The 14,233-nt window shown below is 71.3% G+C and carries 12 protein-coding genes; 8 read left to right on the plus strand and 4 right to left on the minus strand.

What is annotated here, in order from left to right; all coding sequences use genetic code 11:
• The first annotated feature begins 111 nt into the window (after nucleotides 1-111).
• Nucleotides 112-1,704, plus strand: coding sequence for an acyl-CoA mutase large subunit family protein (locus ACYVNR_RS21605; protein WP_461051012.1), 1,593 nt, complete (start codon nucleotides 112-114; stop codon nucleotides 1,702-1,704).
• Between the two features lie 84 nt (nucleotides 1,705-1,788).
• On the opposite strand, the gene ACYVNR_RS21610 is transcribed toward ACYVNR_RS21605, so the two are convergent.
• The 4 genes from ACYVNR_RS21610 to ACYVNR_RS21625 all read right to left on the minus strand — a co-directional run bounded on the left by ACYVNR_RS21610 (nucleotide 1,789) and on the right by ACYVNR_RS21625 (nucleotide 5,494).
• Nucleotides 1,789-2,676, minus strand: a complete 888-nt coding sequence (locus ACYVNR_RS21610) for a DUF559 domain-containing protein (protein ID WP_461051014.1) — start codon at nucleotides 2,674-2,676, stop codon at nucleotides 1,789-1,791.
• Between the two features lie 202 nt (nucleotides 2,677-2,878).
• Complete coding sequence (locus ACYVNR_RS21615; RefSeq protein ID WP_461051016.1) at nucleotides 2,879-3,760, minus strand: carbohydrate kinase family protein; 882 nt, start codon at nucleotides 3,758-3,760, stop codon at nucleotides 2,879-2,881.
• On the minus strand, nucleotides 3,757-4,749 hold the full coding sequence (locus tag ACYVNR_RS21620; protein WP_461051018.1) for a pseudouridine-5'-phosphate glycosidase: 993 nt from the start codon (nucleotides 4,747-4,749) through the stop codon (nucleotides 3,757-3,759). Before ACYVNR_RS21620 ends, ACYVNR_RS21615 begins: the two co-directional genes overlap by 4 nt.
• Nucleotides 4,750-4,759: 10 nt before the next feature.
• Nucleotides 4,760-5,494 carry a (2Fe-2S)-binding protein gene (locus tag ACYVNR_RS21625; protein ID WP_461051020.1) on the minus strand — a complete coding sequence of 245 codons (735 nt, stop codon included), beginning with the start codon at nucleotides 5,492-5,494 and terminating at the stop codon, nucleotides 4,760-4,762.
• Between the two features lie 70 nt (nucleotides 5,495-5,564).
• Here ACYVNR_RS21625 and ACYVNR_RS21630 point away from each other — a divergent pair, with 70 nt between their 5' ends.
• The 7 genes from ACYVNR_RS21630 to ACYVNR_RS21660 all read left to right on the plus strand — a co-directional run bounded on the left by ACYVNR_RS21630 (nucleotide 5,565) and on the right by ACYVNR_RS21660 (nucleotide 13,786).
• Complete coding sequence (locus ACYVNR_RS21630) at nucleotides 5,565-6,824, plus strand: amidohydrolase (protein ID WP_082080650.1); 1,260 nt, start codon at nucleotides 5,565-5,567, stop codon at nucleotides 6,822-6,824.
• Nucleotides 6,825-6,947: 123 nt separating this feature from the next.
• Complete coding sequence (locus ACYVNR_RS21635) at nucleotides 6,948-8,015, plus strand: BMP family lipoprotein (protein WP_461051022.1); 1,068 nt, start codon at nucleotides 6,948-6,950, stop codon at nucleotides 8,013-8,015.
• Between the two features lie 204 nt (nucleotides 8,016-8,219).
• On the plus strand, nucleotides 8,220-9,362 hold the full coding sequence (locus ACYVNR_RS21640) for an ABC transporter permease (protein WP_461051024.1): 1,143 nt from the start codon (nucleotides 8,220-8,222) through the stop codon (nucleotides 9,360-9,362).
• Between the two features lies 1 nt (nucleotide 9,363).
• Nucleotides 9,364-10,353 carry an ABC transporter permease gene (locus ACYVNR_RS21645; RefSeq protein WP_458802622.1) on the plus strand — a complete coding sequence of 330 codons (990 nt, stop codon included), beginning with the start codon at nucleotides 9,364-9,366 and terminating at the stop codon, nucleotides 10,351-10,353.
• Nucleotides 10,350-11,900: an ABC transporter ATP-binding protein gene (locus tag ACYVNR_RS21650; RefSeq protein ID WP_461051026.1), complete on the plus strand. Its 1,551-nt coding sequence runs from the start codon at nucleotides 10,350-10,352 to the stop codon at nucleotides 11,898-11,900. Before ACYVNR_RS21645 ends, ACYVNR_RS21650 begins: the two co-directional genes overlap by 4 nt.
• A 135-nt stretch (nucleotides 11,901-12,035) precedes the next feature.
• A complete protein-coding gene (locus ACYVNR_RS21655) occupies nucleotides 12,036-12,446 on the plus strand; it encodes a cytidine deaminase (RefSeq protein WP_045187376.1) in 411 nt (136 codons plus the stop codon).
• 50 nt (nucleotides 12,447-12,496) lie between these two features.
• Nucleotides 12,497-13,786 (plus strand): thymidine phosphorylase, encoded by a 1,290-nt coding sequence (locus ACYVNR_RS21660; RefSeq protein ID WP_045187374.1) that lies wholly within the window; start codon nucleotides 12,497-12,499, stop codon nucleotides 13,784-13,786.
• Nucleotides 13,787-14,233 lie beyond the last annotated feature (447 nt).

Here is a 14,233-nt window from a genome sequence, read left to right on the forward strand (position 1 = left end):
CACCCTGGTCCAGGAGCCCGCCCGGCGGCATACGCCCTCGGTGACGTGAGATCGGCGACGTTCGTCACGCGGGGGGCGGGCGCCGACCCGGGCGCCGATACGCTCGGCACCATGGCTGACAGCACTGGCGCGCGCTCCGAGTCCGACCTGCCCATCGAGCCTGTCTACGACGCCTCGGCGCTCGCCGGCTTCGACCCCGAGGCCAAGCTCGGCGCCCCCGGCAGCTACCCCTTCACCCGCGGCGTCTACCCGTCGATGTACACCGGCCGGCCGTGGACGATGCGCCAGTACGCCGGATTCGGCACGGCCAAGGAGAGCAACGAGCGCTACCACCAGCTCGTCAAGGCGGGCACCGGCGGCCTGTCGGTCGCCTTCGACCTGCCGACCCAGATGGGTTACGACTCCGACGAGCCGATCGCGCACGGCGAGGTCGGCAAGGTCGGCGTCGCGATCGACAGCCTCGACGACATGCGCACCCTCTTCGACGGGCTGCCGCTCGACAAGATCTCCACGTCGATGACGATCAACGCACCCGGCTCGACGTTGCTCCTGCTCTACCAGCTCGTCGCAGAGGGGCAGGGCGTGGCGGGCGACCAGCTCACGGGCACGATCCAGAACGACGTGCTCAAGGAGTACATCGCCCGCGGCACCTACATCTACCCGCCGCGCGAGTCGCTGCGCCTCATCGCGGACGTCTTCGCCTACTGCCACAAGGAGATGCCGCGCTGGAACACCATCTCCATCAGCGGCTACCACATGGCCGAGGCCGGCGCGACGCCCGTGCAGGAGATCGCGTTCACCCTCGCCAACGCCATCGAGTACGTCCGCGCCGCCCAGGCCGCCGGGCTGCACGTCGACGACTTCGCGCCCCGGCTCTCCTTCTTCTTCGTCGCCCGCACGACGCTGCTCGAGGAGGTCGCGAAGTTCCGCGCGGCTCGACGCATCTGGGCGCGGATCATGAAGGAGGACTTCGGCGCCCAGAACCCGAAGTCGATGATGCTGCGCTTCCACACCCAGACGGCCGGCGTGCAGCTCACCGCCCAGCAGCCCGAGGTCAACCTCGTCCGCGTCGCCCTCCAGGGCCTCGGCGCGGTGCTCGGCGGCACGCAGTCGCTGCACACGAACAGCTTCGACGAGGCGATCGCGCTCCCCACCGAGAAGGCCGCGCGCCTCGCGCTGCGCACCCAGCAGGTCATCGCCTACGAGACCGACGTGACGAAAACCGTTGACCCGTTTGCCGGTTCGTACGTCGTAGAGTCGATGACCGACGAGATCGAGGCCGCCGTGCTCGACCTCATCCAGCAGGTCGAGGACAAGGGCGGGGCCGTCGCGGCGATCGAGCAGGGCTTCCAGAAGTCCGAGATCGAGCGTTCCGCCTACCGCGTGCAGCTCGAGATCGACGGCGGCGAGCGCACCGTCGTCGGTGTCAACCGCTTCACCCTCGACCAGGAGGACCACTACGAGCCGCTGCGGGTCGACCCCACGATCGAGGCCGACCAGCGCGCCCGCCTCGAGGCGCTGCGCGCCGACCGCGACCAGTCCGCCGTCGACGCCGCGCTCGCCCGGCTGCAGGAGGCCGCCCGTGGCACGGAGAACGTGCTCTACCCGATGAAGGAGGCGCTCGCGGCCCGGGCCACCGGCGGCGAGGTGGCCCACGCGCTGCGCGAGGTGTGGGGCACCTACCAGCCCCGCGAGACCTTCTGACCCACACGGCATACGCCCGCGTATGCCGTGTGCCTGAGCCGACGGACCGCCACGACTTCCGCGCCGGCCGGGTCCTGAGCACGGCTAGGAGGCGGTCGCCAGGTTCGTGGCGGTCGGTCGGCGCACGGCGACGGTCTCACGCAGTGCATCGAGCACGTAGTCGGGTTCGAACATCACCTCGTCCCACGTGAATCGGAGCACCACCCAGCCACGTGCTCCCAGCCCCGTGTAGCGCCGGCAGTCGCGCTTCAACGCGTCCCGGGTGCCATGGTTCTCGAAACCCTCGGCCTCGATCACGATGCGCAACGCCGGGTCGGCAAGGTCCACCCGGGCGAAGAAGCCGCGCCCCTTGACGACGTGCTGGGTCACGACGCCGAGTCCCTCGACCTGCAGGCACAGGGCGCGCAGCACCGACTCGAACGGGTTGGCGGCTCCGCGGTCCACGTGCTGCAGCACCCTCGCGACCTTCCGCCGCAGCCGCTGCGGTAATCGCAGCGCCAGGTCTCGGACGGTGAGCGGCGACAGGCCGGCACGCCACGAGGAGTCGGCCACGGCGAGCGCCTCGTCGAACGGCAGGTCGAGGCAGCAGTCGATGACGGTTCGCGCGGGGCTGGTCACCCACCCGTCGACGATCTCCTCCGCGGCCAGGTCTCTCCAGTGGCGCACCACCCCGGTCCGCGCCGGCGCGCGCAGCTTGCGGCCTCGCGGCAGCGTGACGTGGGCGAGGTCAGGCTCGTGCTTGACCGCCCATCCCCAGTGGAGGGCGGCCGTGAGATGCGACGCCGTCGCACTGAGCCCTTCGGCCGTGACGCGTGCGGCCAGCAGGCTGGACAGTCCGTAGCGGCCCCGCCCCAGACGGATGACGCTTCCGTCAGCGAGTGCGCATCGCAGCTGCCGTCGGCGCACGACCGGCCGCAGCTGCGACCAGCGCGCGGTGCCACCGCACTGCGCCAGAACCGTGGCGACGTCCATGGCGTCAGGCTGCCCGAGCGAGCCGTGGCCGGGTCGGGGTCTTCCACAGGACCGACGGACCGCCACCACGACGGACCTCCCGGATGGTCGCGCACGAAGCACGCGGCATACCTCGGCTCGTGGCGGTCCGTCGGTTCTCCAGCCGGAACGAGGGACCGCGCCGCGACCGACGCCGTATGCCGTCCGGCCGGGACCGCCGTCCCTAGGTGGGTCGGGCGCCCACCCGGGCGGCCGCGGCGCTCCCGGCGGCGACCCCGGAACGCAGCGCCGAAGCGCGGTCCTCGCCGCGCAGCCAGGCCGACAGCAGGCCGGCGTTGAAGGCGTCGCCGCACCCGGTGGCGTCGACGTTCTCGACGTGGGGCGCCTCGGTAGAGACGTCGACGCTGTGGCCGACCCACCGCGCGCCCGCCGCGCCGTAGGTGGCGACGACCTCGCTCGCGTGCTCGAGGATCTTGCCCATCCCGCCGAGCGCCGCGACCTCGCTCTCGTTGGGCAGCAGCAGGTCCACGCCGGACACCCACGACAGGAACGTGCCGGCGCCCTCGCGCTCGATGAGCGCCGGCGACTGCGGGTCGACCGACGTCGACCACCCGAGCTCACGGGCCTGGCGCAGCGACTCGAGCCCGGCCGCTCGCGACCCCGCGTCGAAGAGCACGTAGCCACTGAGGTGCAGGTGCGGTCGTGGCCCGTCGACCGGGAGCCCCAGCGACGCGAGGTCGACGTCGTCCACCGAGAACGCCTTGTTGGCGCCGCGGTCGGGGAACATCGTGCGGTCGCCGTGGGCGTCGAGCAGGATCACGACCATGCACGTGGGCAGCGTCGGGTCGACGGCGAAGGCGCACGTCACACCCGAGCCCTCGAGCTCTCGTCGGCACGTCGACCCCGCGGCGTCCGCACCGACGCGGGCCACGAGTGTCACCGAGGCCCCGAGCCCGGCGAGCCACGACGCCGAGTTGCCGCCGGCGCCACCGGGCACGAGCGTGACGGCCGAGGGCGTGTCGGAGTGCCACTGGATCTCGCCGGTGGGCCTCGTGATGACGTCGAGCCCGACGTCTCCGACCACGACGACCGGACGAGCGGTCATGCCTGCAGGTCCCGGTCGCCACCGGGACCGGAGAGCCGCGCGACCTCGGCGGCGACCTCGCCGGCCAGCCGGGCGTTGGCGAGCACGAGCTCGACGTTCGCGCGGAGCGACTCGCCACCGGAGTTGTCGTGGAAGAACTCGAGCAGGCGGGGTGTCACGTCCTTGCCGTGCACGCCCTCGCGCTCGAGCAGCGCCAGGCCCTCGGCGACGAGGCGGTCGTGCAGGTCGCGGTCGACCTGCCGGTCGGCGGGCAGCGGGTTCGCGAGGACGACGCCGGCTGCGTCGGTGCCGAGCCGGTCGCGCGCGACGACGACCCGCGCGGCCTCCTCTGCCGACTGCACCCGCCACGGCACGGGCTGGCCCGAGTCCGAGAGGTAGAAGCCCGGAAAGGCGTCGGTGCGGTAGCCGAGCACCGGCACCGACAGTGTCTCGAGGGTCTCGAGGGTGCCGGCCACGTCGAGGATCGACTTCACCCCGGCGCACACGACGAGGACGGGGGTCGAGGCGATGACGCCGAGGTCGGCCGACACGTCGAACGTCTCGGAGGCGCCCCGGTGCACGCCGCCGAGGCCGCCGGTCGCGAAGACGCGGATGCCGGCGAGGTTGGCCAGGGCCGAGGTCGACGCCACCGTCGTGGCACCCGACCGCCCCAGCGCCGTTGCGACGCCCACGTCGCGCACCGACAGCTTCGCGATGTCGGGATCGGTGCACATGCGCTCGACCTCGGTCGCGCCGAGGCCGATGTGCACCACGCCGTCGAGCACCGCGATCGTCGCGGGCACCGAGCCGCCTGCACGCACGGCGTCCTCGATCTGTGCCGCGATCTCGATGTTGTCGGGGTGGGGGAGCCCGTGCGCGAGGATGGTCGACTCGAGGGCGACGACACCGACGCCGGCGTCCAGGGCGTCACGCACGTCCTCGTGCACGACGACGAGATCTGACGACGGCAGGTGCGGCAGGTGCGGCAGGTGCGGCAGGTGCGCAGACATGGCGGCCACCCTAGTGACGCAAGGCGCCCCGGCCGCTGCGGGGGCAGGCCGCGCACTCCCGCATCCCCGGCAGCGCGTAGATGAAGCAGCACGACACCCGCGTCGGCTCCGGCCCGACGCCCTCGCCGGCGGCGCCGTGCGCGAGCCGCACGGCGGTGTCCCACATGTCCGACACGACGCCCCACCGCTGCCGCGAGCTCATCTTGACGTCGGGGGCGTATGCCGTCACGACCTCCGACACGAGCCCGAGGTATGCCGTCCGGCAGAGCTCCAGACGCCGGGCCGGGTCGGCCTCGGCCGTGAGGGACGTGCGGTCCGGCGCGACGACGACCCGGTGCGGGTTGAGACCGACCGCGAGCTCGAAACCCAGCCCGGCAGGCGACGGCGCAAGGACCCAGGGACCGAGCGCGGCGGCATACGCAAGGGGAGTGGCGGCGACCTCGCACCACCACTGCAGCACGAAGGCCGCCGGCACGTGCGGCCGCACCGGGACCCCGTGGCGCTGCGACATCTGTCCGCCGAGCGCGTCGCGCCACGGCCGCAGCGGGTCCGAGCCGGCGCGCACGTGGGCGAGCACGTCGCCGGACCACACCGTGGCGGGCGAGCCGGCGCAGGTGGCGGTGGTGAAGGGCAGGGCGCGGTCGACCCGGTCGACGACGTGCCGCACGGCGTCCGCACCGAGGGGTGCGTCGAGGGTGGCGTCGAGGGTGGCGTCGACCCGATCGTGCTGTCGCTCGACCTCCACGCGGTCCCCTCCCGCCTCGCCGTCGCCACCGGTTCGGCGGGGACCGCGACCATCCTCTCGCTAGAATCCCGTGCTCGTGACCGACCGCTCCCTCTCGCTGCCCTTCGAGGCCGTCGCCCGAACCGTCCAGCAGCACGCCCAGGAGCTCGTCACGATCCGCCGCGACCTGCACACCCACCCCGAGCTCGGCCGCGGCGAGGTGCGCACCACCGCAGTGGTCGCCGAGCGCCTCGAGCGCGCGGGCATCGCCGTGCGCCGGCTGCGCGGTACGGGTCTCGTCGCCGACCTCGGCGCCCCCGAGCCCGAGCACCGCATCGCGCTGCGCGCCGACCTCGACGCGCTGCCGATCCGCGAGCAGACCGGGCTCGACTTCGCCTCGCAGACTGACGGTGTCAGCCACTCGTGCGGGCACGACGTGCACACGAGCGCCCTGCTCGGCGCGGCCCTCGCGCTCAAGGCGACCGAGAGCCGCCTCGTCGACGCCGGCATCGGTGCGCGCCTCGTCTTCCAGCCCGCCGAGGAGCTGATGCCCGGCGGCGCCGAGGACGTCGTCGCGCAGGACGGGCTCGTCGGCGTCGACCGCATCTTCGCGCTGCACTGCGACCCCAACCTCGACGCGGGCCAGGTCGGCCTGCGCGTCGGCGCCATCACCGCGGCCGCCGACCAGGTCGAGGTGACTCTCTCGGGCCGCGGCGGCCACACGTCACGGCCGCACCTGACGCAGGACCTCACGTACGCCCTCGCGAAGGTCGTCACCGACGTGCCGGCCGTGCTGTCGCGCCGTCTCGACCCCCGCGCGGGCGCCGCGCTCGTCTGGGGCTCCATCCACTCCGGCGGCGCGCACAACGTCATCCCGGCCTCGGGCAAGGTCGGCGGCACGCTGCGCATGCTCGACGCCGGCATCTGGGAGGGCGTCGAGCGCCTCCTCGAGGCCGTGGTGCACGAGGTCGTCAGGCCGTATGCCGTCCAGGCCGAGGTGTCGATCACCAAGGGCGTGCCGCCCGTCGTCAACGACGCCGGCTGCATCGACGCGCTGACCGCGGCGGTGACCGGCACGGGCGCCTTCGTGGCGCCGACCCCGCAGTCCCTCGGCGGCGAGGACTTCGCGTGGTACCTCACCCACATCCCGGGCGCGATGGCCCGCCTGGGCACCCGCTCGCCGGGTGGCCCGACCTACGACCTGCACCGCGGCGACCTCGTCATCGACGAGGGCGCGATCGTCGTCGGAGCCCGCACTCTGGCCGGTGTCGTGTTCTCCGCGGCGGCCCAGCTGGCCGGCACGCCGGCCCTCGGCGGCGTCTCTCCGCTGAGCGCGGTCGCGGATCGATAACACTTCCTGCGACTTGCGTTGAGGCGCTCAGATCTTGTCGTGGCGGGGTCTACAGTTCCGTGCTATCTGGGCCGATGTCGTCGTCGGCCCGTCGGACTGAAGGAGAGCGCCTTGCGTTCACATGTGAAGTTGAGTGCGGTCGTCGCGGCCGGACTGGTCGCCGCACTCGCTGGCTGTGGTGGGTCCACCGGCCCGTCCACCGGCTCCGGCGGCGGCGGGGGCACGAACACCGCCGCCTCGGGCGACTGCTCGAGCGCTGAGGTGTTCTGCGTCGGCCTCGTGACCGACGTCGGCAAGGTCGACGACAAGGGCTTCAACCAGGCCGCCTGGGAGGGCGTCGAGCAGGTCAAGGGCGAGCTGGGCGCGCAGACGAAGTTCGTCGAGACGACCGACCCCAAGGACTACGCGAAGAACATCAAGCAGTTCACCGACGCGAAGTACGACGTCATCGTCACCGTCGGCTTCCTCATGGGTGACGCGACCCGCGCCGCGGGCAAGCAGTACCCCAACACCAAGTTCATCGGCTTCGACCAGTTCCAGGCCGACCCGGTCGTCCCGAACGTCACGGGCCTGATCTTCCACGAGGACCAGGCGGGCTACGCCGCCGGCTACCTCGCCGGTCTCATGACGAAGTCGAACAAGATCGGCGTCGTCCTCGGCCAGGAGATCCCGCCGACCCAGGCGTACGCCGCCGGCTACGAGAACGGCGCCAAGGCCGCCAACCCGTCCGTCACGGTCTCGAAGGTCTACCACCCGGCCGGCAACACCGCCTTCAACGACCCCGTGTGGGGTGCCGGTGAGGCCAAGAAGATGCTCGCGCAGGGCGCGGACTTCATCTTCGGTGCCGGTGGCAACACGGGCAACGGCGCGCTCCAGGAGGCCGCGAAGACGGCCGGCGCCGGCGACAAGATCTTCTGCATCGGTGTCGACCTCGACCAGTGGGACACCCTGCCGGCCGCGCACCCGTGCCTGATCACCTCGGCCGAGAAGCACGAGAAGGACGGCATCGGCGAGCTGCTCAAGCAGATCAAGAGCAACACGATCAAGCCGGGCAACTTCTTCGGCACCGCCGGCATCTCCGCCTTCCACGACTTCGACAGCAAGGTCCCGGCCGACGTGAAGACCAAGGTCGCCGACATCGTCAAGAAGCTCGAGGACGGCTCGCAGGCGACGGGCTACAAGGCGGGCTGACCCGCAACCGAATGACCCCTGACGGGGTGGGCACTAGAGTCCCGTCATGACGAAAGTCGAGCGGGTGCTCCACAGGGGCACCCGCTCGACGTCGTTCTGCGCCGGTGAGACGGCGTGCACCACAGACACAGGTCCAGACAAGGAGTCGAGAGGTCCGAGATGGCCGATCCGAGAGATGAGCCGTCAGGCGCCGACCACGGCGCCGTGACCACGCAGCCGACCACGGAGGCGACACCGCCGCCGGTCGTGCCCGAGCGCGGCGCACCGCCGCCACCCACCGGAGTGCTGGGACTCCTCGTCCGCGAGCAGTCGATCATCGTGCCCCTCGTGGCCGTGGTGGCCGCGCTCGCCATCGGCGCGGTCCTGATCCGCGCCCAGGGCGTCAACCCCACGTTCGCGTACGAGACGCTCTTCAAGTACTCCTTCCTGACGGCGGACGGCCTGCAGGGCACCTTCGAGAAGATGGTGCCGCTGATCCTCTGCGGTCTCGCGGTCGTCATCCCGCTCCGCGTCGGCCTCTTCAACATCGGCGCGCAGGGCCAGCTCATGGCCGGCGCCATCGCCGCCGCCGCCACGGCGCACGCCGTGCGCGAGGCGCCGGGCGTCGTCGTCGCGATCGTCGCGATGGTCGCCGGCATCCTCGCCGGTGCGATGTGGGCCTCGATCGCCGGTGCTCTCAAGGCGACCCGCGGCGTCCACGAGGTCATCTCGACGATCATGCTCAACTCGATCGCCGCGGGCCTCATCGACTACCTCGTCAACGGCCCCCTCAAGGACCCCTCGTCGGCCTACCCGGCGTCCTTCCAGGCGCCCGAGGCCTCCCGTTTCGTGCCGCTGGGCGTCGTGCCGATCGGCCTGCCGATCGCGCTCGTGCTCGCGCTCGCCGTCGCGTGGATGCTGCGCCGCACGACCCTCGGGTTCCAGTTCGAGACGATCGGTCGCAACCGTCACGCCGCCTCGTACGCCGGCATCAAGCTGAGCGGGATGATCGTCCTCGCGATGGCGATCGCCGGTGGCCTCGCCGGGCTCGCCGGCTCGGTCGAGTACCTGGGGATCGACCCGTACCGCTACCAGGACGGCATCGCCGGGTCGCTCGGCTTCGACGGCATCACCATCGCCCTGCTGGCGCGTTCCAGTCCGCTCGGCACCATCCCCGCGGCGCTGCTCGTCGGCGCCCTGCGTGCCGGATCGTCGAACCTCATGTTCAACACCGGCATCCAGCCCGAGATCGTCGACATGCTCCTCGCGATCACGCTGCTGCTCGTGTCGCTGCCGATCATCGCCAAGCTGATCTTCCGCCGGCACACCGCCAAGTCCTCCGCGCTCGCGACGAGCTGGGGGTCCTGACATGGAGTGGCTCAAGCGCAACCAGGTCGCGGCCGGCTCGATCGTCGTCCTGCTCGTCGCCGCCTTCATCTTCCACGCCGTCAACGAGAACGTCGCGACGTCGATGTTCAAGGGCGCGTGGTTCTTCGCCGTGCCCCTCGTGCTCGGCGCCCTCACGGGCGTCGTCGGCGAACGGTCCGGCGTGGTCAACATCGGCATCGAGGGCCAGATGCTCGTCGCCGCCTTCGCCGCCTTCTTCTCCGCGGCGGCGAGCGGCTCGCTCGTCGTCGGCATCCTGGTCGGCATGCTCTCGGGCATCGTCATGGGTGCCTTCCTGGCCCTGACCACGGTCAAGGGCCTGATGGACCAGATCATCGCCGGTGTCGTCATCAACATCGTCGCGACCGGCCTCACGTCGTTCTTCTACCGGCCCGGCAAGGTCCTCTCGGCGAACATGCCGCAGTGGGACATCCCGCTGCTCTCGCAGATCCCACTCATCGGCGACGTGTTCTTCCAGACCGGCCCGATCGCGCTGTTCGCCCTCCTGTCCGTCCCCGTCGTGCACTTCGCCCTCTTCCGCACGCGGTGGGGCCTGCGCACCCGGTCCATCGGCGAGTACCCATCGGCCGCTGACACCGCCGGCATCGACGTGATCCGGATGCGCCTGGTCAACGTCACCATCGGTGGCATCTTCGCCGGCGCGGCCGGCGCCTTCCTCTCCATGGAGGCGACGGCCGGCTTCGAGCGAGGCATGACGGCCGGACGAGGCTTCCTCGCGCTCGCCATCCTCATCTTCGGCGGGTGGCGACCGCTCCGTGTCTTCGCGGCGGCGCTGTTCTTCGGCTTCACCAACGCGCTCGCGTCCCAGCTGCAGGGCGTCATCAACATCCCGCAGCAGTTCATCACCCTCCTGCCCTACCTCCTGACCCTCGTCGTGCTGGCGGTCGCCGCCGGCCGCGTGCGGGCACCGGGAGCCGTCGGGCAGCCGTTCGTGAAGGGAGAGGGCTCATGAGCCAGCCCACCGCAACGGCCCAGCACGAGGCGCAGCAGGAGGCCGAGCGGCTGCTCGACATCGCCGGGCTGTCCAAGTCGTACGGCACCGTCCGGGCCAACCGCGACATCAGCCTGCACGTCCGACGGGGCGAGATCGTCGCCCTGCTCGGTGAGAACGGTGCCGGCAAGTCGACGCTGGTCAAGCAGATCTTCGGCCTGGTCAAGCCCGACGAGGGCACGATCACGATCAAGGGCGACGCCTCGCCGGTCAAGGACCCCCGCGACGCCATCCGCCGCGGCATCGGCATGGTGCACCAGCACTTCCAGCTGGTGCCGGTCATGACGGTGGCCGAGAACATGGTCCTCGGCCACGAGACGACGAGCCGGGGCGTCCTCGACATCGAGGGCGCTCGCAAGCTCGTGCGCGAGCTCTCGGCCAAGCACGGCCTGAAGGTCGACCCCGACGCCGAGGTCGAGGACCTCCCCGTCGGCACGCAGCAGCGCGTCGAGATCCTCAAGGCGCTCTCGCGCCGGGTCGACCTGCTCATCCTCGACGAGCCGACCGCCGTGCTCACTCCCCAGGAGACCGACGAGCTGCTCTCGGTCATGAAGGAGCTGGCGGCGAGCGGGACGTCGATCGTCTTCATCACCCACAAGCTGCGCGAGGTGCTCGCAGCGGCCGACCGTGTCTACGTGCTGCGCCAGGGCGCCGTCGTCGGTGAGGTGGCCACGGCCGACACCGACGCGCGTGGCCTGGCCACGATGATGGTCGGTCGCGACGTCGTGCTGCGGGTCGACAAGGACGAGGCGACGCCCGGCGGCGACGTGCTGTCGATCAAGGACCTCGTCGTCCTCGACGACCGCAACCTGCGGGCCGTCGACGGCTTCTCGCTCGACGTCCGAGCCGGCGAGATCGTCGGCGTGGCCGGTGTCGAGGGCAACGGCCAGCGCGAGCTCGTGGAGGCCATCGCCGGCATGCGGCCGCCGCAGTCCGGCCGCATCGACCTGCTCGGCAAGGACATCACCAAGGCCAACCCCCACGACACGCACGTCGCGGGTGTCGGCCACATCCCCGAGGACCGCGAGCGACACGGCCTCGTCGCCTCGTACTCGCTCGCCGACAACCTCGTGCTCAACCGGTTCTCCGAGAAGCCGTTCGCCAACGGGTTCGTGCGCGACTTCGACGAGGTGCGCAAGAACGCGGAGGCCCTCTTCCAGGAGTTCGACATCCGGGCCGCGGGCGTGAGTGCCCCGGCCGGCTCGCTCTCGGGTGGCAACAAGCAGAAGGTCGTCGTCGCGCGCGAGATGAGCTTCGGGCCCAAGCTGCTCATGGCGGCCCAGCCGACCCGCGGAGTCGATGTCGGCTCCATCGAGTTCATCCACCGCCGCATCGTCGCCGCCCGCGACGAGGGCGCCGCGGTGCTGCTCGTGTCCGCCGAGCTCGACGAGGTGCTCTCGCTCGCCGACCGCATCGCCGTCATCCACGGCGGCAAGGTCGTCGCCGAGATGCCCGGCAGCGACGCCGACCGCACCGAGATCGGCCGGCTCATGGCGGGTGACCACTAGGTGCCACCCGTGTCCGAGGGAGCCGAGCCCGACGCCACCGCACCCGCCGGGTCACCGACCACCGAGCCGTATGCCGCCCAGCCAGCGGGGCGGCATACGGCCGGGGTCGGGCCGGCGGGGTCCGACGACGCCCCCATGGCCGCCGGGGCGCACGTCGACTGGGAGTCGCTGCGCGTGCGCGCGGTCGAGCTCATGGAGCGTGCGTACGCGCCCTACTCGCACTTCCGGGTCGGTGTGGCCGGGCTCGTGGGCGACGGCCGGGTCGTCGCCGGCTGCAACGTCGAGAACGCCGCCTACGGCGTGACGCTCTGCGCCGAGTGCGGCATGGTGTCCGAGCTGCACGCCACGGGCGGTGGTCTGCTCACGGCCGTCTACTGCGTCGGCGGCGACGGTCAGGCCCTCATGCCGTGCGGCCGGTGCCGACAGCTGCTGTGGGAGAACGGTGGCCCGGACTGCCTGCTCATGACGCCCGAGGGGGTGCTGCCGATGTCGGCGGTGCTGCCCCAGGCGTTCGGTCCCGACAACCTGCGTCGCGCCGAGGGCTGAACGCACCCGTCGGTGGTCCGGGCGCGGTCGCGCTGGGACATGATGGTCCGGTGAGCGAAGCCTTCGATGCCGTAGACGTCATTTCCGCCAAGCGCGACCGGGCCGAGCTGTCCGACGCCCAGATCGATTGGGTCATCGACGCCTACACCCGAGGCGTCGTCGCCGAGGAGCAGATGTCTGCGCTCGCGATGGCGATCTACCTCAACGGCATGAACCCCCGTGAGATCGCGCGGTGGGCCGACGCGATGATCCGCTCCGGCGAGCGGCTCGACTTCTCGGGCCTCTCGCGCCCGACGAGCGACAAGCACTCGACCGGGGGAGTGGGCGACAAGATCACCCTCCCGCTGGCCCCGATCGTGGCCGCGTGCGGGGTCGCGGTGCCGCAGCTCTCCGGTCGCGGCCTCGGCCACACCGGTGGCACCCTCGACAAGCTCGAGTCCATCCCCGGGTGGCGCGCCGACGTCACGAACGAGCAGATGATGCGCCAGCTCGAGGACGTCGGCGCCGTGATCTGCGCCGCGGGCACGGGGCTCGCCCCCGCCGACAAGAAGCTGTACGCCTTGCGCGACGTCACGGGCACCGTGTCCTGCGTGCCCCTCATCGCCACCTCGATCATGAGCAAGAAGATCGCCGAGGGCACGGGCTCGCTCGTGCTCGACGTCAAGGTCGGCTCGGGCGCGTTCATGAAGGAGCTGGAGCAGGCGCGCGAGCTCGCCGAGACCATGGTGCGGCTGGGCAAGGACGCCGGCGTGCACACGGTGGCGCTGCTCACCAACATGGAGACCCCGCTCGGGCTCACGGCCGGCAACGCCCTCGAGGTGCGCGAGTCCGTCGAGGTGCTCGCCGGTGGCGGGCCCGGCGACGTCATAGAGCTGACGCTGGCTCTGGCCCGCGAGATGGTGGCCGGCGCCGGCAAGGACGACGTCGACCCTGCCGACGTGCTCGCTGACGGGCGCGCCATGGACGTCTGGCGACGCATGATCCGCGCGCAGGGTGGCGACCCGGACGCAGAGCTGCCCACGGCGAAGGAGACGCACCAGGTGCTCGCTCCGGCCGACGGGGTGCTCGTCCAGCTGGACGCGCTCGCTGTGGGTGTCGCCGCCTGGAGGCTCGGCGCCGGCCGGGCGCGCAAGGAGGACCCGGTCCAGGCCGGCGCCGGCGTCGAGCTGCACCACAAGCCCGGCGCGACGGTGCGTGGGGGCGAGCCGCTGATGACGCTCCACACCGACGAGCCGGAGCGGTTCGCCCGGGCGCTGGAGGCGCTCGAGGGTGGCTTCACCATCGCACCCGAGGGGTCGCGGCCCGACCTGCCGCCGATCGTCATCGACCGCGTGTCCTGAGTCGACGTTTCCGCAGGTCAGTGGCCTTCGGGGCCGGTGAGCGGGGGATGTGAGCAGGCGGATTTGTGTCATCCGCGAGGGCTCGGTTAATGTTCTCTTCGTCAGCCCGACAGGGAGGAACGGACGCCACCGCGGCGGTGAGAGATCACCGAGCGAAGCTGGCCGGTCCCGGGGCTGAACGAGAACGGTCCGAAGCACTCCGGTTGATCCGGTAAGGTTTCGGACGGCCCTGGAGCCGAGACCCGAGTGATCGGGACGGTTTCGATGGGCAGAACCGCTGATTCCAAGCGGGTCGATCCGGACGATCTGAAGGCTGGTTCGCGGGTTTGACTCCCAAGCTTGAGGCGGGTAAGTTTGAAGGGTTGCCCCGGAGGCCTCCTCGTGGAGGTGGTTGATGGTGTGTGTCCGATTCTTGAGAACTCAACAGCGTGTCAAAAATCGATGCCA

The organism is Terrabacter koreensis (genome assembly GCF_054783315.1).

Excerpts from the sequence above, each read along its gene's own strand:
- ACYVNR_RS21605 (WP_461051012.1), top strand. The coding sequence starts at position 112 with ATGGCTGACAGCACTGGCGCGCGCTCCGAGTCCGACCTGCCCATCGAG.
- ACYVNR_RS21610 (WP_461051014.1), bottom strand. The coding sequence starts at position 2,676 with ATGGACGTCGCCACGGTTCTGGCGCAGTGCGGTGGCACCGCGCGCTGG.
- ACYVNR_RS21615 (WP_461051016.1), bottom strand. The coding sequence starts at position 3,760 with ATGACCGCTCGTCCGGTCGTCGTGGTCGGAGACGTCGGGCTCGACGTC.
- ACYVNR_RS21620 (WP_461051018.1), bottom strand. The coding sequence starts at position 4,749 with ATGTCTGCGCACCTGCCGCACCTGCCGCACCTGCCGCACCTGCCGTCG.
- ACYVNR_RS21645 (WP_458802622.1), top strand. The coding sequence starts at position 9,364 with ATGGAGTGGCTCAAGCGCAACCAGGTCGCGGCCGGCTCGATCGTCGTC.
- ACYVNR_RS21650 (WP_461051026.1), top strand. The coding sequence starts at position 10,350 with ATGAGCCAGCCCACCGCAACGGCCCAGCACGAGGCGCAGCAGGAGGCC.
- ACYVNR_RS21655 (WP_045187376.1), top strand. The coding sequence starts at position 12,036 with ATGGCCGCCGGGGCGCACGTCGACTGGGAGTCGCTGCGCGTGCGCGCG.